Raw genomic sequence first — 19189 nt, forward strand, 5'->3', positions numbered from 1 at the left:
CCATGAACGCTACGGCACCCGTTGCACTGTCGGTCAAGAACATTCACAAATCGTTCGGCGATCATCACGTGCTCAAAGGCATTTCGCTCGATGCGCATCAAGGCGACGTGATTTCGATTCTCGGCGCGAGCGGCTCGGGCAAGAGCACCTTTCTGCGCTGCCTGAATCTGCTCGAAACGCCCGACGACGGTTCCGTCGCGCTCGCCGGCGAAGAGCTGAAAATGAAGCGCCGCAGCGACGGCAAGCTGCAACCGAGCGACCGCCGCCAGGTGGACCGCGTGCGCTCGCAACTCGGCATGGTGTTTCAGAACTTCAATCTCTGGTCGCATATGACTGTGCTCGAAAATCTGATCGAAGGGCCGATGCGCGTGCTCAAGCGTAGCCGCGCGGAGTCGGTGGAAGAAGCCGAGGCGCTGCTCGCCAAAGTCGGTCTCGCGGAAAAACGCGGCCACTATCCGGCGCATCTGTCGGGCGGCCAGCAGCAGCGCGTGGCGATCGCGCGTGCGCTCGCCATGCATCCGAAGGTCATGCTGTTCGACGAACCGACTTCCGCGCTCGATCCCGAACTGGTCGGCGAAGTCTTGCGCGTGATGCGCTCGCTTGCCGAGGAAGGCCGCACGATGCTGGTGGTGACGCATGAAATGGGTTTCGCGCGTCACGTGTCGAATCGCGTGATGTTCCTGCATCAGGGCCAGGTGGAAGCGGACGGCTCGCCCGACGAGGTTTTCGTCGAGTGCAAGTCGGAGCGTTTCCGGCAATTCGTGTCGAGTCATCACGACCGCACGACGAACTGACGCGCGCCTTCCCGGCACGCCGCGTTATGACGCACAGCGTTTAACACCCCTAATCGTGTAGAGCACCATCATGGCCGTGATCCGTTCCGATCGTCCTCTCGACTGGGCACAGGTGGCAGCGGTCGCCGCCGGCGAGCCGCTCGAGCTTTCCGCCGACGCCCGCGCGCGCATCGCGGCGGCGCGCGTGCTCGTCGAACAGATCGTCGAGCGCGGCATTCGCGCGTATGGCGTGAATACCGGCGTGGGCGCGTTGTGCGATGTGATCGTGTCGCCGGCCGAACAGCGCACGCTTTCGCGCAACATTCTGATGAGTCACGCGGTCGGCGTGGGTGCGCCGCTCGGCGTCGCGGAGACGCGCGCGATCATGGCCGCGGCGGTCAACAATTTTGCGCATGGTCACTCGGGCGTTCGTCTTGACGTCGCGGATCAACTCGTCGCGTTGCTCAATGCCGATTGTCTGCCGGAAGTGCCCGCGTTCGGTTCAGTCGGTTATCTGAGCCATATGGCGCATATCGCGCTCGTGTGCATCGGCGAGGGCTATGTGCGCTTTCGCGGCGAACGGCTGAAGGGCCGCGACGCCTTGCGACTGCTCGGCCGCGAGCCGCTCGTGCTGGAGGCGAAAGAGGGCTTGAGCCTCATCAACGGAACGCCGTGCGTGACGGGCCTCGCGGCGCTGGCGCTCGCGCGTGCGGTGCGCCTCTTCGACTGGACCGATGTGGTCGCGGCCATGAGCTTCGAGAACCTGCGCGGCCAGCTTGCCGCATTCGACGCAGACTCGCTTGCCTTGCGCGTTTCGCCGGGCCTCAACCTGGTGGGCGAGCGCATGCGCACGGCGCTCGCCGACAGCGGCATTCTTGCCGCGGTGGTCGGCCAGCGCACGCAAGACCCGCTTTCCATGCGCACCATCCCTCATGTGCACGGCGCCGCGCGCGACGTGCTCGCCGCCACCGCCGACGTGGTCAATCGCGAACTCGCGTCGATCACGGACAATCCGATCGTCGCCGGCACGCCCGAGGAGCCGCGCGTGTATTCGCAGGCGCATGCGGTGGGCGCATCCATTGCGCTGGCGATGGACAGCCTTGCCACCGCCATCGCGCAGGTCGCCGCGATGGCCGAGCGCAGGCTCGACCGCCTCGTCAATCCGCTTGTGAGCGGCTTGCCCGCGTTTCTCGCGGAACCGGGCGGCACCTGCTCAGGCTTCATGATCGCGCAGTACACGGCGGCTTCGCTTGTTGCGCAGAACCGGCGCCTCGCGTTGCCCGCGAGTCTCGACGGCGGCATCACGTCCGGCTTGCAGGAAGACCATTTGTGTCACGCGACGCCCGCCGCGCTCAAGGCGCTGGAGATCGTCGACAACGCGGGACGCATCGTGGCGATCGAGCTGCTGGCCGCGGCGCAAGCGTACGATCTGCAAGCCACCGATGCGCCGCGCGCGCCGCATACGCATGCCTTGTGGCAACGCGTCCGCCAGAAAGTGCCGACCTATCGCGATGACCGTCCTCTCGCCGAGGACATGAGCGTCGCGTTCGGCATGATCGCGGGCGAGGCGCCGCCGCCGCTGCCTACTCCGGGTAAGATGGGGCCGCCTGACGACATTCGCCATGCTGCTCCTGACGCCACGACGAACAGCGGCGCAGAGTTCGTTGCGGGCGCATCCATCGCCGGCGTGAGCGCTGCCGAGGCCTTCCCGGCAGCGGCGAACAGCGCAAATAGTACGATCAGCGCGGCGCACGCGGCCTGATTCGAATGGAGCCGGTGCGCGGACTATCCGTCGGCGAGCCGGGACTTCAGCGGGTGGACGAGCGGCACGACGGCTACGACACCCAACCCACCCACGAGGTCGGAGTGAACACAATTACAGAGACTCACGAAGCGGGGCACAACCCGGCGCAGCCAGATGGCGAGCACGGCGCGGGCGCGACTCGGCGCGCCGCATGCAAGGAGACGCCCGCGAAAGCCATGCCCGCGTACGAGCAGATCAAGCGCTACGTGATCCGCCGCATCAGCGAAGGCGACTGGAAGCCGGGCGGGCTGATTCCGTCCGAAGCCGAACTGGTGAAAGAATTCGGCGTCGCGCGCATGACGGTGTCGCGCGCGCTGCGCGAGCTGACTGCCGAACGCGTGCTCACGCGCGTGCAAGGTTCAGGAACGTTCGTCGCGCCGCAGCGCTACGAATCGACGGTGCTGGAAATCCGCAATATCGCCGACGAAATTGCCGCGCGCGGCCATCGTCATTCGGCGCGCGTGTTGATGCTCGAACCGAGCGACGATCCGCGCGCGCTCGAAGCGCTCGGCCTCGCGAGCGGCCCGGCGTTTCATTCGTGCATTGTCCACAGCGAAGAGGGCGAGCCGATCCAGTACGAAGATCGCTACGTCAATCCGAAGGTGTTTCCCGACTATCTGCAACAGGACTTCACGGTCGAGACACCGAATCACTACATGGTGCGCCTCGCGCCGATTCAGCGCGCGGAATTCCGCATCTATGCGCAAAAGCCGGACGCGTACGTGCGGCGTCATCTGTCGATGGAGATCGGCGAGCCGTGTCTGTTGCTCTGGCGTCGCACGTGGGTGGGTGACGATGTCGCGACGTCGGTGCAGTTGTGGCATCCGGCGTCGCGTTTTCATCTGGCGGGAAATGTCTAGCGGGCCGGCGAGGCGGCTGCCGCGCCGCTCGCTAGTTGGCGTCAGCCCTGCCGTTGCGACAGATCCGGCGAAAAGCGGCAACCTAGCCGGTAACGCGAACCGGGATGCACAAACCGCGCGAAGGTCACCGCAATGCCGCTCGTCCACGTGCGGCGCACGAGCGTGAGGCACGGTTCGTCCGCGCGAATGTCGAGCAGTTCGGCTTCGGCCTGAGTGGGCAGGTGAGCGTCGACAATATGTTCGACGTCGTGCGCGGGCACTGTTTCATACAGATATTCCGACGGCCGGATCGCCGAGAAATCCTGTCGCAGGAACTCAGGCGCGACGGCCGGATTCACGTAGCGATCCTCCAGCTGCACCGGCAAGCCGTTTTCGCGGTGCACGCAAATCACATGAAAGACCGAGGCGCCGGGCGCGAGCCCCAGCGCATTCGACACCACGACGGACGCGGTCTCGCGCTGCAGCAGCACGGTGCGGTAGCTGTATTCGTGGCCGCGCGAACGGATTTCGTCGCCGATATGCGCGATCATCAGAAGCGTGGATTGCGGCCTTGCCTGCGCGACGAAGGTGCCGACGCCCGATACGCGCGTGACAAGCCCTTCGTGCGAGAGCTCGCGCAGCGCGCGGTTCACCGTCATGCGCGACACGCCGAGCGTGGCGACCAGATCGAGCTCGGAAGGCAGGCGATCGCCCGCCTGACGCGCGCCGGATTCGATGATGCCGCGAATGTGATGCTTGACCTGCTCGTAGCGCGCAGCCGGCGCCTGCGCCGCGGCGCGCACGCTTTTAGCCGCGGCGGCTCGCGGCCTTTCGCCGGCAGGGTGGCTTTTGCTGCGAAGCATGGCGGACATCGGCGGCCCCTTTTCACGGTTCGTGCGGAGTGCGAAGCGTAAGGCGCGCTCAGGGCGCCCCGTCGTCGGGGCCGCGCGCCCAGAAAGCATTGCGGTCGAAGTAGTTCTGCAGGAACTGCCGCAAGCGCGGCTGCCCGGCGTCGTGAAAGACTTCGCGCGGTTTGCCTTGCACGGCAATGCGTCCTTCGTCGATGAATACGACCTTGTCGGCCACTTGCGCGGCAAAACCCATTTCGTGCGTAACGACGGCCATGGTCATGCCGTCGCGCGCGAGTTGCTTCATCACTTGCAGTACTTCGCCGACGAGCTCGGGATCGAGCGCGGACGTGGGTTCGTCGAACAACATGATGTGCGGCTCCATGGCGAGCGCGCGCGCAATCGCGACGCGCTGCTGCTGGCCGCCCGAGAGCTTCGCCGGATACGCATCGCCCTTGTGCGACAGGCCCACGGTTTCCAGCATCGCATGGGCACGCCGGCGCGCTTCGTCGTGCGAAAGATGCCGCACGCGCAGCAGCGCTTCCATCACGTTGCCAAGCGCCGTCATGTGCGGCCACAGGTTGAATTGCTGAAACACCATGCCGATGTTGCGCCGCACCCGGTTGATGTCCGCCTGCGACGCCCGCACGCGGCGGCCGTTGCGCTCGCTGTAGCCGAGCAGTTCGCCCTCGATGCGCACGTCGCCGTGATCGTAGGTTTCGAGCGCGGCGAGGCAGCGCAGCAAGGTGCTCTTGCCCGAGCCCGAAGGGCCGATGATGCACACGACCTCGGAGCGCGCTATCTGCAGATCGACGCCGCGCAGCACCTCCACATCGCCGAAACGCTTGCGCAGATCGCGGACCTCGATCAACGGCGCGCCGCGCTCGCCGTCGGCAACGGTGGACGCGGAAGAGGGCATGTCGGCAATGGCGTTCATGATGTGGTCCGATTCCTTTAAGCCATGAAACGGGCGATGCGCGCTTCGGCCCACATGCCCGCGCGCGAAGTCAGTTCGACGAGCGCGAGATAGCACACGCACAGCATCAGCAGCGTTTCGACAAAAGCGAAGGTCGCCGAACCGATGCCGGTCAGCACGAAGGTCAGCTCGGGCACGGTGACGATCGAGAGCACCGCGGTCTCTTTGCTCAACACGATGATCAGATTCGTAAGCGCGGGCACAATCAGCACGAGCATTTGCGGCATCTGAATGCGCAGTACCGCTTGCGTGCGCGTCAAGCCGAGGCAGGACGCCGCTTCCAGATGACCGGGCGGCACCGACTGAAATCCCGAGCGAAAAGCTTCCGCGAAATAGGCGCTGCCATACATGCCGAGTCCGAGCACGCCGGCTGTCATCGGCTCGAGTGTGAGGCCGACCGACGGACCGCCGTAGTAGAGCAGGAACAGCTGCACGAGAAACGGCGTGCCGCGAAAGAGCTCGATATAGAAGCGCAACAGGCCGCGCACCCAGCGTCCGCAAAAAAGCTGCAGCACGGCAATGACGAAGCCGATCAGCATGCCGATGGCGACACCCGCGGCCCAGGTGCCGAGCGTGGTCGCGAGCCCGGCGGCAATCGGCTGAAGATTGTGCGTGATGACGGTGGGGTCGAACTGTTGCATCGCGGGGCTCCGGTCGATCAGGCGCGCTTCAGGCGTGCTTCAGGCGGTATTCGGCGGCATGCGCGATGAGCGCGAGCGCGCCGCAGATCACGAAGTAGATCAGGCCGGCCGCCAAATACGCTTCGAGCGGTCGATACGTGCTGGCTGCAATGTTCTGCGCGGTGCGCGTCAACTCCGCGACGCCCACCACCGAAATCAGCGACGAAGCCTTGATCAGCAGCACCATTTCATTGACGAGCGACGGCAACGTCAGGCGAAACGCCTGCGGCACGAGAATGCGCCGCAGCGTGTCGAAGGGCGAGAGGCCGAGCATGCGCGCGGCTTCGATATGACCCGGCGGAATGCTGAGAAAACCGCCGCGCAGAATTTCGGCGATATACGACGCGGAGCACAAGGACACCGCGCTGACCGCCGCGACAAGCGGGGAGACGTTGATGCCCGCAAACGGCAGCAGGTAGTACACGAGCAGCAGTTGCACGAGCATCGGCACGCCGCGAAAGAAGAACACATACGCGCCGCCGAACCGGCGCGCCGCGCGATTGCCAGACAGCCGTGCAGCACACACGCCGACCGCCACGAAGAAGCCGATAAAAAGGCCGGTCAGCGACACGCCGATCGTGGCGAGCGCCGCGTGCAACAGCAGCGGCATGCCCTGCAGGAAGACGGTCGTGCTAAACATGAGCGTCGCCCTCGCTGATGTGCTGTCGAAAGCGTCAATAGGGGCTCGACGTCGCGGTCGAGCGCGTCAATAATTCGGCGTGGGCAGGGTGGTGGGCGCGTCCATCGCGACGCCGAACCATTTCTTCTGCAACGCGGCGAGGCGCCCGTCGTTGTGCATCTTCACGAGCGCCGCATTGAACGCGTCGGCGAGCGGCTTGCTGTCCGCGTCCTTGCGCATGCAGTACGCGAAGTAGACCTTGGCGCCGAACGGTGGCTGCACCACCGCGAAGGTTTCCGGGCGCTGCTTGGCCACATAGGCGATGTTGGTCATCGAGTTCGCAACGGCGGCGATGCGGCCGGCGGCGAGGTCGGCGTATGCCTGATTGTTGTCGACGTATTCGCGGATTTCAGGCGGCTTCGGCAAGGTGGCCACATACGCCTTCAGCTGGTCGAGCTGCGCGGAGCCCTTGCCTGCGCCCACGGTCTTGCCCGCAATGTCCGACGATTGCTTGAGCGACGAGTCGTTCGCGCGTTTAAGGAGCGCGTCTGTCGCGTCCGCGATGGGCAGCGTGTACGTGTAGCGCTCCATGCGCGCCTTCGTGACGGTAAGCGGACCGCCCACCATGTCGAACTTGCCTGCTTCGAGACCCGGCAGCACGCTCGGCCACGGCAGGTCGATGAAGCGCACCTTCACGCCGAGTTCCTTGCCGACTTCGGCGAACAGCTCCTTGTTGAAGCCCGCCTGCTGGCCGTTTTCGAGGAAGTCGAAAGGCGCGAACTGCATCTCCGTGCCGACCACCAGTTCGCCGGCCTTCTTCACTTTGGCGAGCTGGTCTTCCGCATGGGCGCCGACACTTGCGGCGCACAACGCCAGCATGACCAAACGACACTTCCAGCCTGCAAGGATGCTCATGAGATTCTCCAGTTGGCAAAGCGAGGTCGCACACGTGAAGCGCGGGCGGCTAAAGCGGCGGCTCGGCGCGAGTCATGCGAGGCAGTATATACCGCAGATCTGCCGCGAAATAAATAAACGCACGGGTAGAGAAAAGCCCTTACATGCGGGCGTCGCATGTTCACTTGCGAGTGCGCTTTTGGCGGTATATACCACTGCAATGACCTGGCGCTCCCGTCCACCCGTCGGACTCTCTTACCGGAGTATTGCGATGCCTGTGACCCGTATCCCGCTCATCGACTTTGCCGGCGTCCGCGCGGGCGATCCACAGGCGCTGCACGACGTGGCACGGCAGATTCGCGAGGCGTGCACGACCATCGGGTTTTTCTACATCGTCAATCATGGCGTGCCGCAGTCAATCATCGACGCCGCCGCGCAAGCCGCACGGACATTCTTCGCGTTTCCGGTGGAAACCAAGCGCCGCGCGGCGGTCAATCACCGGCATCGCGGTTTCAATGCACTTGGCGACGCCACCATGTATCAGGCAAAACGGCCCGATTACAAGGAGTTTTTCAGCATCGGGCTCGAATTGCCGGAGGACGATCCGGACGTGCTCGCAGGGCAAGCGCTGCGCGGGCCGAATAACTGGCCGGATTTCATGCCGCAGCTGCGTCCCGCGTTGTACGGCTACTATGAAGCGGTGGGTGCATGCGGCGCCGATCTGCTGCGCGCGGTCGCGGTGAGTCTCGGGGTCGACGAGCATTTTTTCGCGTCGCGTTATACGAAGCGGATGCAGCGAACGCAAATGGTCTACTATCCGCCGCAACCGCCCCAGTCCGACGAGGATCAGTTCGGCGTCGCGCCGCATACCGATTACGGCTGCATCACGTTGCTGTGGCAGGATCAGGTGGGCGGTTTGCAGGTGCGCGAAATCGCCAACGATACATGGGTCGATGCGCCGCCCGTGGAGGGCAGTTTCGTCGTGAACGTCGGCGATCTGCTCGCGCGCTGGACCAACGACCGCTTTCGCTCGACGCTGCATCGCGTGATCAATGCGTCCGGGCGCGAGCGCTATTCGATTGCGACGTTCTACGATCCGACCTATGGCGCCATGGTCGACCCGCGCGATCTCGGCGCGAGTGCTGACAGCGTGAAGTATGAGCCGGTGGCGGCCGGCGACTATATTCTCGGGCGCATCAACGATTCGATGGGTTATCGAAAGAAGCACGCCGCGCAAACCACCTGAACCCAGCAAGGAAGATCGGATGACGCTCCACAACGACGCGACCGCGCAACCCTGTACGGCGCCGCTATCGGCCACGCTCGACGCGCTGCGCGATGCTCTCGGCGACGATGCCGTGCGCGTCGGCGAGCAGATCGGCGAACGCGCGATGACCGACTGGACGCGCCACGCGCCCACGCGCCCCGCTGCCTTGCTGCTGCCGCGCACGACGGACGAAGTGGCGCGTGCGCTCGCCGTTTGCCACGCGGCCTATCAGCCGGTGGTGCCGCAAGGCGGCATGACGGGACTCGCAGGCGGTGCGATTGCGCGCGCCACGGACATCGCGTTGTCACTCGAGCGCTTGAGCGGTGTCGAGGAAATCGACTCCGCTTCGGCCACGCTCACGGTGCGCGCCGGCACCACGTTACAAACCGCGCAGGAAGCCGCTGCAGAAGCCGGCTTCGAACTCGCGCTCGACCTGGGCGCGCGCGGCTCGTGCCAAATCGGCGGCAATCTCGCGACCAATGCGGGCGGCAATCGGGTGATCCAGTCCGGCACCGCGCGCGACCAGGTGCTCGGGCTCGAAGTCGTGCTCGCCAATGGCGACGTGCTGAGCTCGCTCGGCAAGATGGTCAAGAACAACACCGGCTACGACCTGAAGCACTGGTTCATCGGTTCGGAAGGCACGCTTGGCGTCATCACGCGCGCGGTGTTGCGGCTTCATCCGCAGCGCGCCGCGCGTCATACGGCGCTCGTCGCGCTCGACGGCTACGATGCAGCAGTGAACCTGCTGCGGCGTTTGTCGACGCGCTTCGGCAACGACATCGGCGCATTCGAAGTCATGTGGCCGGACTTCTACGATTTCGGCGTGAAGCTGACGGGCACGCGCTCGCCGTTCGACGGCGCGCATCCGCTTTACGCGCTGATCGAACACGCGAGCTTCGATGCGAGCGACAGCGGCGAACGTTTTGCCGCGGCGCTCACCGACGCGCTCGACGAAGGGGCGATGCGCGACGCGGTGATTGCGCAATCGGTGGCGGACGCGCGCGCGTTATGGGCGATCCGCGAATGCACGGCCGAGTTTCCGGTGCGGCTGGACCCGATCAACTTCGACGTGAGTCTGCCGATTGGCGCGATCGGTGCTTTCGTCGAGCGTTGCCGCGCGGCGCTCGACGCGCGCTGGCCCGGCAACGAATCGTATTTCTTCGGTCATATCGGCGATTCGAATCTGCATGTCACCGTGGATGGCCACTCGATTCCCGGCGTCGATCATCATGCGGTGTACGCGTTCGTCTATGACATGCTCGGGCCCTTGCACGGGTCGGTGTCGGCGGAACACGGCATTGGTTTGCTCAAGCGCGAATTCCTGCCGATCTCGCGCTCGTCCGCCGAACTGGCCGCGATGGCCGCCATCAAGCATGCGCTCGATCCGCGCGGCATCCTCAACCCGGGCAAGCTCTTCTGAAGAGCGCGAGTTCAATGCGCGTTCAGATAGCGCGCGATAGTCGGATAGACATCGACCGCCGCATTCTTGCCGAAAATGCAGTCGATATGTCCATAGCCCGGAATCAGATAGCGCTCGTAAGGTTGCTCGGGAAAGGCGTCGACGAGCATTTGATAGGTGAGCGCGGTGCTCTTCGGCACATAGGTTTCGTTGCGGTCGCCGTGAATGAAGCCAATGGGAATGCGCATGCCGGCAAGGCCTTTCATGCCATGCCCTCCGCGCAGATAGACATCGTTTCCGTCGACGTCGACGACGTTGCCCGCACGCACCATCGCGGCCAGATGCCTGAACACGCCGACGTCATGCACCCCGAGCAGTTCCTGCAGGTTCGAATGCAGTGTTTCGCTCACCTGAGCATGCTCGTAGAGCAGCCCGTACATGAACGTCGCGCGATGACAGATCGGATTGCCGCAGCCCTCGTCGTGGTCGACAGGGTAGAGCCGCAGCGCCTCGTCGAAGAGATTGTGCGGCCACTTTTCGTCCTGCGTGTAAGCGTTGAGGTCGGTCACGCCGAGGTGCTGCATGATGTCGGGAATGTGCAGGCCCGCCTTGATACGGCCGAGCGTGGGCGGCACCGGATGCACGGCGACCTGCGAGATCACCGCCGAGCGTACGCCTTCCAGTCCCGCCATCAACGACATGCTCAACGCGAGGCCGCCCATGCAATGGCCGAGCGCCTGGATAGCGGCGGCGCCCGTCACTTCGCGAATCTTCGCGACGGCCGCGGGAATGTCCTCGAGCGCGACTTTATCGACGTTGGTCGGCACCAGCACGCTCGGCATTTCGATGCTCACGCGCAGATCGACGAGCCAGACGTCGTAGCCCGCGGCGCACAGATATTCGACGAGGTTGGTGTCGATCAGGTCGGTGGAGTAGATGCGGCTCGACACGCCCGAGCCGTGAATCAGCAACACGGGGCGTGCGTTCTTGCGCGCAGGATCGACATAGCGCGTAAGCCGCAAACGCGTGCCGTCGGGCGTGTCGAAGAAGAACACCTGCGGCGCCGGTGCACGCAAGGCTCGCTTCAGGCGCGGCTTGGCGTCGGGATCGTAGTACTGCAAAGGCGCGGCAATGCCGCCGTACTCGCTGAACAGCACGCCCGCAAAGAACTTGCCGAATTTGAGCGTCCATTCGAGACGCGTTGCCAGATCCGGCGCGTTCGTGACTTCCAGCGTGCGCTGCTGCTTCAGAAAATTTTCCGGCGTGATGATCAGCGTCGCGCTGCCGAGCGGCGCCGCGTCGGCGTGTGGCGTGTCGAAAACGCGCGCATAAAGGGTATTGGTTTGCTCCCACAGTTCGAGCGGCGACGTGCGCGTGATGATCTTCTGACCGCTTAGATAGTAGGTTTTCCCTTCCGCTGAGTTGAGCGTCATCCGGTAGTTCATGTTGCGCTCGTCGACATCCTGAGGGTCGGCCACGAACAGATTGAAGGTGCCGTCGGTGATCGTCATCGGCTGCGCGGAAAGGGCGGGGCAGGTGAGTGTGCCGGCGGTTCGCGCCAGATGGTTCGGATCACTGAGCATATCGGCGAGCTCGTCGGACTCGACGGTCAGCGTGAACGCCATCGGGCTTGCCGCGTCCTTGCTTGCCCCGGTCGGCGTGTAATGCCCGACCATCGTTTCGGTGAAGCGCAGGCCGATTTTTTGTGGGGGCGGCGCGGCGGCGGTGCCCTTCGAGTCGTAGTCGATCGTCCAGCCTCGCGACGCGGCGAGCAGCGCGCAATTGCGCTCGGCGAGCGCCGAGATCGTCCACAGCGGATTGACGCCGAGCGACATCGGCATGACTGCGCCGTCCATCACGTACATGCCGTCGTGCACGGCCGTGCCGGCCATGCCGCTGAAAACGCGGCCCATATGATCGACCACGCCGTGTTCGGCGTCTTCGCCCATCGGGCAACCGCCGAGCGGATGCACGGTCACGGTGCGGTTGCCGAAGATGTCGTTGGAAATGGGATCGCGCAGATATTTGCCGCCGAGCGGCACCGTCGCATTCTTCAGCGTCTCTTCGACCGTTTCGTAGATCGGCTGCTTGCCGGCGTTCTCCCATGCGATGCGCGGCCGTCCTTTGTCGTTGACGCTGATCTGACCGCTTTCGTCGTCGTGCGCCATCACGAGGTAGCTTTGCGTGTGATTGAGCGCGCCGCGGTACGGACCGTGCAGGAAGCTTTCGACGACGCGGGCGTCGTAGGCGAGCTGCCGGTCCGCCGTGCGCGGTCCCGACACGTCCACGCCGGCGAGCGGCGCAGCGGCGCCCAACATGCCCACGAGCGCGGCGCCGACCGGCCCGGCGAGCGACCCTTCTTCGATCACGAAGCCGTCTTTGACGTCGACGGTATTGCGATGATCGATCAACCCCGTGATGGTCGGCCCCACCGGCGGGATATCGCCCTCCACATGCGCGCCCCAGCCGACGCCGTTGATGGTGTCGTCGGTGTTGTACGCGAACGCGAGCACGTCGCCGTTGCCGGTGAAGCGCTCGCCGAGCATGCCCGACACGCTCAGGCCTTCATTGCGCGAACGCAGCAGCAAGGCGGTCGAGCCGATCGTTCCCGCGGATACGATCACGATGTCCGCGCTCACGAACAGGTCCGGCGCGTCGTAGCTCTCGCGGCCAAGGCGCACCAGCTGATAGCCGACTTGCCACGTTTGGGTAGCGGCATTGCGCGTCACCGAATGCACCGCGGCGCCCGTGAAAATCTGCGCGCCGTGCGCAACGGCGTCGGGCAGATAGTTCATGTGCGTCGAATTCTTTGCGTCGTAGTTGCAGCCCGAGTTGCAGTCGCCGCATCCGGTGCAGGCTTTCTGCGCGACGCCGGCCGCGTTTGTGCGATCCTCGAAAGTGACGGTGATGGGCGGCGTGCTGAAGCGCTCCGCCATGCCGAGCGCCTCGGCGGATCGTGCGAGCGCAAGCAGCTTGGGCAATTCGCGGAATCGGGCCGGTACCGGCGAGGGTTGCAACATGTCCCATGCGCGCTGATAACCGGTGTCGCGTCCCGCCTCGTCCGCACGTAGCGCAGCGGGCCAGCGCGCGTCGTCCCACAGGCGCGGATCCACCTTCAACGCAACGTTCGCGTTGATCAGCGAGGTGCCGCCGAGGCCGCAGCCGACCACCGCGTTGACGTCGTCGTTCACATGCACTTCGAGCAGCGCGAGCGGCGAGCCGATCTGCGCGGCGGGCGTGTTGTACTGGATCTGCTCGGCGCCCTGAAACGGGGTGCGCGGGTATTCGCCGGCCATGAACTCGCGCCCGCGCTCCAGCACGCAGACGCTGCGGCCCGCGCGGGCCATGCGGCTCGCCGCAATGGCGCCGCCATAACCTGAACCGATTACGACCACTTCATAGTGCGATTTCATCGCCGTCACGGCGCTCGATAAGCGGTTCATACGCGACCACCTCGTCAGGAATCGATGCAGGGAAGGGACCGGGCGTCGGAAGGAAGACGGCGCGCTGCCGCGGCTTTTTTATCCTAGCCGGTGGGCGGGAACAAAAAAAGGCGCATCGACAGGATGCGCTGCGGCGTTGAGCGACTTTTCGCGTTTTTTATCGCTGGGCAGGGTCGTTTTGCGCGTTCTTACGCGGCCGCTTCATTCATTTCACTATCGGTCGACTCGGCAGCGAGCAGATTCAGCGCGAGCAGAATGGCGCTGCGATTGTCGATGTCGATGTCGATGCCGAGCACGTCCGTGAGCCAGCGGCCGATCTTGGTATTGGAAAAATCCTCGGCGGTGGCCGTCTTTTTCATGGTGACGCCGAGTTTGACGGCGCGATAGTGATATGAGGGCACCCGATGCTGAGCCGCAACCGCCGACAGTCCGCCTTTGCCTTCCGAGCACCAGCCGAGACTGCCGGCCAGCACGATGCGTTCGGGCTCGTCGAGACTTTCGATAAATGCGCGCGCCGCGAGCCGCACCCGCTGTTCGTCGAGTCCATATTGCAGCAGCACGCTTTGCACGGGGTCTTCCAATGCCTGGGCGTGCAAATCGATTTCCTGCGCCATGCCGTCGGTTTCCATCGACACATTGCGTTGATGCCCGGCGCTGCGCAGGCAGTCGATCAGGTAGCGGCGAAAGTACGCGCAGAGCGCGTAGCCATTGGACGGCGCGCTGTCGGCGCATGCATGCGTTTCCGTGTGGCCGGGGGCGAGTCGCAGCACCTTGGAATAAATGAACTGCGCGACCAGTTCTTCCTTGTCTTCGCCGAGCGCCTGCAATTCGAGCGGATGGTAAGTGCGCAAGGCCCGTCTGACGAGTTCGACCATCGACACCATTTCGTCGGCCGACAGCTGCGTGCGGCGGCGCCACAGATCGGGCAGGATCGCGTCGTCGAGATTGCGGACGAACTCGTGGCTCGGAACTGCGCCCATGAAAGCCTCCATTCGGGTAAGGCGACGGTAGCGTGGGAAGCGCGGCGAGCCGGACTGCTGGCGAAGAGTGGAAGCTGAAGACGTGGTGGCCGCGCTGTTCGTGAAGGCAGTATGGTCGCGGGCGTGGGCTTCGCCTATATGGATTAAGTGTTAGCTGATGGGTAAACTGCCGGGTAAACCATCCGGCATAAGGCCTGTCATTCGTCTGATGAGAACGGCGGCCGCGCGCGGCCGCATTGCAGTAAAAGCGTGCAAGCTCTTGCGCACTACGCCGGGCCGCGCTTTGCGCCAGCGCCCGGCTCCCGCGCCCCATCACCGAATTTGCCGTGCCCGACAAGGAGACCGCGCGATGCGGGCTGACCCGATCCAGCATGCAATCGACGAAGACCTGGTGCGCGTGCTGTACGCACAAGACCCGATCGCGTTCTTCTCGCACTGGTTTTCGATTGCGGTGCTGCTGGCCATTTACTGGCCCGCCATTCCGTCACCGCCGCTCTTCATTGCCTGCTTCGGCTTCTATGCCGCCGCCAATTGCGCAGGTCTCGCGCTATGGATATGCAACCGCCGCTATCCGCATCTGCTGTCGCCGCGCGGCTGGATCAATCTGCACGCGCTGCGCGGCGTGCTGCTGTACAGCGCGCCCGGCCTCGCGATCTGGTTTGCGTTCCAGAGCCCGCAAAGCGATTTGCCGCTGCTGCATACGGTGATGCTCGTCACGCTCGCAGCGGGCGTGTTCATGTCGAATGGCTTCGACCTCCTGAATTTCGCCACGGCGATTCCCTTTCTGCTGTTTCCGTCGATCGTGCTGCATTTCGGTGTACATACGTTTGACCGCACGATTCTTGCCATTGTGCTGGCATTCTTTTTCTGCGCAATCAACGTCTACGCGCTCAGCTACCGCAAGCTGTTCCAGCAGGTCGTGCAGGCGCGCGTCGATCAGCAATACCTCGCGGAATCGCTCGCGGTGCAAAAGCATGTCGCGGAAGAGGCGAGCCTCGCGAAAACACGCTTTTTCGCGGCGGCAAGTCATGATTTGCGCCAGCCGTTGCATGCGATCGGCCTCTTGGCCGCCTCGCTCAACGAGCCGGCCGCCACGCCCGCGCAGCATGCGAAAACGGCCGAACACATCGTCTATAACGTCGAGGCGTTGAATCAGCTCTTTAACCAGGTGCTCGATCTCGCGCGGCTCGAAAGCGGCGTCACGCAGGTGATCCGTTTGGATTTCCGGCTCTCGGAGCTGTTCGAGCGCGTCGGCAGCCAGTATCGTCCACAGGCGGCGGCGAAGGGGCTGGCGCTGCGCATCGCCCCGACGTCGATTGTGGTGCACGACGATCCCGTGCTGCTCGAGCGCGTGCTGAGCAATCTGCTGTCGAACGCGGTGCGCTATACGGAGGAAGGCGCGATCTGGCTGGGTTTCCGGCGCGCCGGACGAAGCACGGGCGGCTATATCGAGGTGCGCGATTCGGGCATCGGCATACCGCCTGAGGAGCACGAGCGTATTTTCGAAGAGTTCTATCAGGTCGCGAACCCGCAGCGCGATGCGCGCCAGGGGCACGGCCTCGGCCTGCCGACGGTGAAGCGCCTCGTCGGCCTGCTCGGCGGCGAACTGCAGTTGCGCTCGGCGCCCGGGCGCGGCTCCGTGTTCCGCTTTCCGGTGCAGGCCGGCGAGGCGAGCGGCGTCGTCGCGAGCCTGAACGAAACGGTGGCGGGCGCTCCGGCGGCGCAAGGGCGGCGCGTGCTGTGCATCGACGACGAACCGTCGATTCTCGAAGGTCTGTCGAGCCTGCTCGGCCGCTGGGGCTGCACGGTGCGCGGCGCGCGCGACGAAACCGCCGCGCTGGCTGCGCTCGACGACGGTTTCCTGCCCGACGCCGTGCTCTGCGATTACCAGCTGGCCAATCACCGCACGGGCGCGCAGGCGCTGACGGCGGTGCGCAACAAGCTCGCGCGCTCCGGCCACGAGGGCGTCGTGACGCTGCTGATTACGGGCGATATGGCGTCGGCGGAACTGGCGGCGCTCGCGTTGCAAGGCATTCCGGTGCTGCACAAGCCGGTCACGGCGGCGCGCTTGCGGCGCACGCTCGACATGCTGTGGCAGCAGGCCGAGCGGGACAAGACACGGGTGGCTTCGGCGCCCGAAAGCTCCGTCGCCCAGATGGCGGACGCAGCCGGCGCAGCAGGCCGCATGGAAAAAGACGTTTCTCGCGACGTGGCGGGCGCGCCGCCTTTCGCGGCGCAACGGGAAGCGCGGCATGGCCAGGAAAGCGCGTCGCCACGGGAGGCGTAGGCGCGCGGGTGCGGGTTAGGCGGTGGCCTTTCCGCCCAGGCAGCACGGGAGGCAGCACCGCAGCCTGCGCCACCGGCAGCACCCTAGGCAGTCAACTGCACATTGCCCAGCCGCTAAAGCGTTTTACCTGCTTCGAGCCAGCCGTTGACCACGGCGATGGCCGTCGACCGGTTGTGCACGCCGAGCGCCCGAAAAATCACGGACAGATGCACCTTGACCGTGCCCTCGGCCACGCCGAGTTCGCGCGCGATCATTTTGTTGGTCCAGCCGCGATGCACGAGCCGCATGATGTCCTGCTGACGCGGCGACAGGTTTTCCAGCAGATGCTGCTGATGCGGCTGCAACGCCTGCAGCTGCGCGACGGGTTCGGCGAGCGTGACGGCGCCTGCGCTGCCTGTCGGGGCCTGCTGGGGCGAGCCTGCGCCGGTCTGCCCGGCGCAGGCGTCGGCGGATTGGGCCTCGCGCGAGCCGAGCAGGCTCAACGCCTCCATCGGCACATAGGCTCCGCCCGACAGCACGAGTTCGATCGCCTTCAGCATCACGCTGGCGGGCTGGCGCTTCGGCACGAAGCCGAGCGCACCCGCCGCCAGCACCGCCCGCATCTCGTCCGGCGACTCCTCGGCGGACAGGACGACCACCGGCAGCGCGGGATTGGCCTTCAGCAGTATTTCCAGCGACGACGCGCCGCTCATGCCCGGCATATGCAGATCGACGATCGCGAGATCGTGATCGGCGTCGGGCCGCGCGGCCGCGGCCAGGGTTTCCCAGCTGTCGGCTTCGTCGAATTGGGCGTCGGCGTCGAGGCCGCGGAGCATGCCCTTGACGCCTTGCCGGATCAGTTCATGGTCGTCCGCCACAAGAAACTTCATGATGTCTCCACGAGTCGAGCTTGCGTGTTGTGGACTACCGCCGTTGCCAGGCCCCGTTGTGCTTCTATTGTCGTGAATCGCATCATTGCCGGCTACCCCGTGATCTTAAGCCGATCGGTTGGCGCGGCGGGCCTTGCGGCTGCCGCGCCGGTCATTCTCTGCTTGTGGCATCGCCGGCGCCACGTTTTTTGTCTGTCGTGTGAAGAGTGGTCTCTCTCGCGCATCGTTCCGGCTTGCTACGTAGACGAGCCGCGCGCGCCGTTTTTCAAGCGGGCGCGGGGCTGCCGCGAAAGGTTATGCCGGGCGGATCGAAACGCCCCTGATCTGTGCCTGCGCGTCCACGCGCTGGCCGCCCTGCCGCTATTTCACCGCAAAGAGCGTCGCATTCATCAGAAGCTTGAACGCGTAACCGAGCGACATCGCCGAGCCCACGCCGAAGCACCACAGCGCGACGAACCAGAGCCAGCCCGGCAGCTTGCGCGCGGACTTAGTGATAGTGATGTTGGTCGCCATGGCGCACCTTTCCGCGAAAGACCCAGTAACCCATCGTCGTATAGGCGATGATAATCGGCAGAATCACCGCCGCGCCGACCAGCGTGAAGGTCTGGCTCGCGCGCGGCGCGGCTGCTTCCCACAGCGTGACGCTCGACGGAATCGCATACGGCCACAGGCTCACCAGCAAGCCGGCATATCCGAGCAGCACCAGCAGGAGCGCGAGCGCGAACGGCGTGTTGTGATGCCGCTCGCGCACCGCGCGGCGCATGAAGAACGCGCAGCCCGCCACGAGGAACGGCACGGGCAGCAGCCGGTAGAAGAGGCCGTCGTCGAACCAGCGTTGCGCGATGTTCGCGTCCTGCAGCGGCGTCCACAGGCTCACCGTCGCGATGAAGCCGAGCAGCACGACCGTCAGCGGCCACACCACGCGATGCAGACGGCGCTGCAGGTCGCCTTCGGTCTTCGCGACGAGCCAGCAGCAGCCGAGCAATGCATAGGTCACCACCAGCCCGAGGCCCGAGAGCAGGCTGAACGGCGTGAGCCAGCCGAAGGCGTCGCCGGCATAGGCACCGTCGATCACCGGAATGCCCTGCAGAAAGGCGCCGAGCGCGACACCCTGGAAGAACGCGGCGCCCGCCGAGCCGCCGATGAACGCGAGGTCCCACAGGTGCTTGGTGCGATTGGCCTTCGCGCGAATCTCGAACGACACGCCGCGAAAGATCAGGCAGACCAGCATGAAAATGAGCGGCAGATAAAGCGCGGAGAGCACCGTCGAATACACCATCGGGAACACGGCGAAGAGCGCGGCGCCACCCAGCACGAGCCAGGTTTCGTTGCCGTCCCAGACGGGCGCGACGGTGTTCATCATCAGGTCGCGTTCCTTCTCGTCCGGAAAAAACGGAAAGACGATGCCGATGCCGAGGTCGAAGCCGTCCAGCACGACATACATGAAAAGGCCTAGCGCGATGATCGCGGCCCAGACTACGGTGACGTCCATGGTGATACCTGGCTAAGAG

16 protein-coding genes are annotated in these 19189 nt (G+C 64.9%); 6 read left to right on the plus strand and 10 right to left on the minus strand.

What is annotated here, in order from left to right; genetic code table 11:
• The first annotated feature begins 2 nt into the window (after window positions 1–2).
• The 3 genes from HV711_RS26365 to hutC (HV711_RS26375) all read left to right on the plus strand — a co-directional run bounded on the left by HV711_RS26365 (window position 3) and on the right by hutC (HV711_RS26375) (window position 3437).
• Entirely contained in the window at window positions 3–794 is a 792-nt protein-coding gene (locus HV711_RS26365) for an ABC transporter ATP-binding protein (RefSeq protein WP_013592029.1), read from the plus strand.
• Between the two features lie 70 nt (window positions 795–864).
• Window positions 865–2535, plus strand: coding sequence for an HAL/PAL/TAL family ammonia-lyase (locus tag HV711_RS26370; RefSeq protein WP_035480863.1), 1671 nt, complete (start codon window positions 865–867; stop codon window positions 2533–2535).
• 218 nt (window positions 2536–2753) lie between these two features.
• Window positions 2754–3437 carry a histidine utilization transcriptional repressor HutC gene (gene hutC / locus HV711_RS26375; protein WP_175126359.1) on the plus strand — a complete coding sequence of 228 codons (684 nt, stop codon included), beginning with the start codon at window positions 2754–2756 and terminating at the stop codon, window positions 3435–3437.
• Between the two features lie 41 nt (window positions 3438–3478).
• Here the strand turns inward: hutC (HV711_RS26375) and hutC (HV711_RS26380) are convergent, their stop codons facing one another.
• From hutC (HV711_RS26380) to HV711_RS26400, 5 genes are all read right to left on the minus strand, one after another.
• Complete coding sequence (hutC, locus tag HV711_RS26380) at window positions 3479–4288, minus strand: histidine utilization transcriptional repressor HutC (RefSeq protein WP_028361334.1); 810 nt, start codon at window positions 4286–4288, stop codon at window positions 3479–3481.
• Window positions 4289–4337: 49 nt separating this feature from the next.
• The gene (locus HV711_RS26385; RefSeq protein WP_035480867.1) at window positions 4338–5201 is read right to left on the minus strand and encodes an amino acid ABC transporter ATP-binding protein; all 864 of its coding nucleotides are present in this window, start codon (window positions 5199–5201) and stop codon (window positions 4338–4340) included.
• A gap of 17 nt (window positions 5202–5218) precedes the next feature.
• Entirely contained in the window at window positions 5219–5881 is a 663-nt protein-coding gene (locus HV711_RS26390) for an amino acid ABC transporter permease (protein ID WP_014973250.1), read from the minus strand.
• Window positions 5882–5909: 28 nt separating this feature from the next.
• A complete protein-coding gene (locus tag HV711_RS26395; protein WP_013592035.1) occupies window positions 5910–6560 on the minus strand; it encodes an amino acid ABC transporter permease in 651 nt (216 codons plus the stop codon).
• Between the two features lie 66 nt (window positions 6561–6626).
• Complete coding sequence (locus HV711_RS26400; protein ID WP_013592036.1) at window positions 6627–7454, minus strand: transporter substrate-binding domain-containing protein; 828 nt, start codon at window positions 7452–7454, stop codon at window positions 6627–6629.
• Window positions 7455–7704: 250 nt separating this feature from the next.
• Between HV711_RS26400 and HV711_RS26405 the strand changes: the two genes are divergently transcribed.
• On the plus strand, window positions 7705–8679 hold the full coding sequence (locus HV711_RS26405; RefSeq protein WP_013592037.1) for an isopenicillin N synthase family dioxygenase: 975 nt from the start codon (window positions 7705–7707) through the stop codon (window positions 8677–8679).
• 19 nt (window positions 8680–8698) lie between these two features.
• Window positions 8699–10120, plus strand: a complete 1422-nt coding sequence (locus HV711_RS26410) for an FAD-binding oxidoreductase (RefSeq protein ID WP_035480870.1) — start codon at window positions 8699–8701, stop codon at window positions 10118–10120.
• Between the two features lie 11 nt (window positions 10121–10131).
• On the opposite strand, the gene HV711_RS26415 is transcribed toward HV711_RS26410, so the two are convergent.
• Together HV711_RS26415 and HV711_RS26420 are read right to left on the minus strand one after the other, a co-directional pair.
• Window positions 10132–13542 carry an alpha/beta fold hydrolase gene (locus HV711_RS26415; RefSeq protein ID WP_035480873.1) on the minus strand — a complete coding sequence of 1137 codons (3411 nt, stop codon included), beginning with the start codon at window positions 13540–13542 and terminating at the stop codon, window positions 10132–10134.
• 188 nt (window positions 13543–13730) lie between these two features.
• Window positions 13731–14522: a hypothetical protein gene (locus HV711_RS26420; protein ID WP_013592040.1), complete on the minus strand. Its 792-nt coding sequence runs from the start codon at window positions 14520–14522 to the stop codon at window positions 13731–13733.
• Between the two features lie 349 nt (window positions 14523–14871).
• Between HV711_RS26420 and HV711_RS26425 the strand changes: the two genes are divergently transcribed.
• Window positions 14872–16809, plus strand: a complete 1938-nt coding sequence (locus HV711_RS26425) for an ATP-binding response regulator (RefSeq protein WP_035480876.1) — start codon at window positions 14872–14874, stop codon at window positions 16807–16809.
• Between the two features lie 113 nt (window positions 16810–16922).
• Here the strand turns inward: HV711_RS26425 and HV711_RS26430 are convergent, their stop codons facing one another.
• The 3 genes from HV711_RS26430 to cydB all read right to left on the minus strand — a co-directional run bounded on the left by HV711_RS26430 (window position 16923) and on the right by cydB (window position 19170).
• Window positions 16923–17678, minus strand: coding sequence for a response regulator transcription factor (locus tag HV711_RS26430; RefSeq protein ID WP_035480879.1), 756 nt, complete (start codon window positions 17676–17678; stop codon window positions 16923–16925).
• Between the two features lie 360 nt (window positions 17679–18038).
• Entirely contained in the window at window positions 18039–18191 is a 153-nt protein-coding gene (locus tag HV711_RS26435) for a hypothetical protein (RefSeq protein ID WP_013592043.1), read from the minus strand.
• Window positions 18166–19170 carry a cytochrome d ubiquinol oxidase subunit II gene (gene cydB / locus HV711_RS26440; RefSeq protein WP_013592044.1) on the minus strand — a complete coding sequence of 335 codons (1005 nt, stop codon included), beginning with the start codon at window positions 19168–19170 and terminating at the stop codon, window positions 18166–18168. Before cydB ends, HV711_RS26435 begins: the two co-directional genes overlap by 26 nt.
• Between the last annotated feature and the right edge of the window lie 19 nt (window positions 19171–19189).

It is taken from the genome of Paraburkholderia phenoliruptrix (assembly GCF_902859825.1).
In the GTDB taxonomy this organism is placed as follows: Bacteria; Pseudomonadota; Gammaproteobacteria; order Burkholderiales; family Burkholderiaceae; genus Paraburkholderia; species Paraburkholderia phenoliruptrix.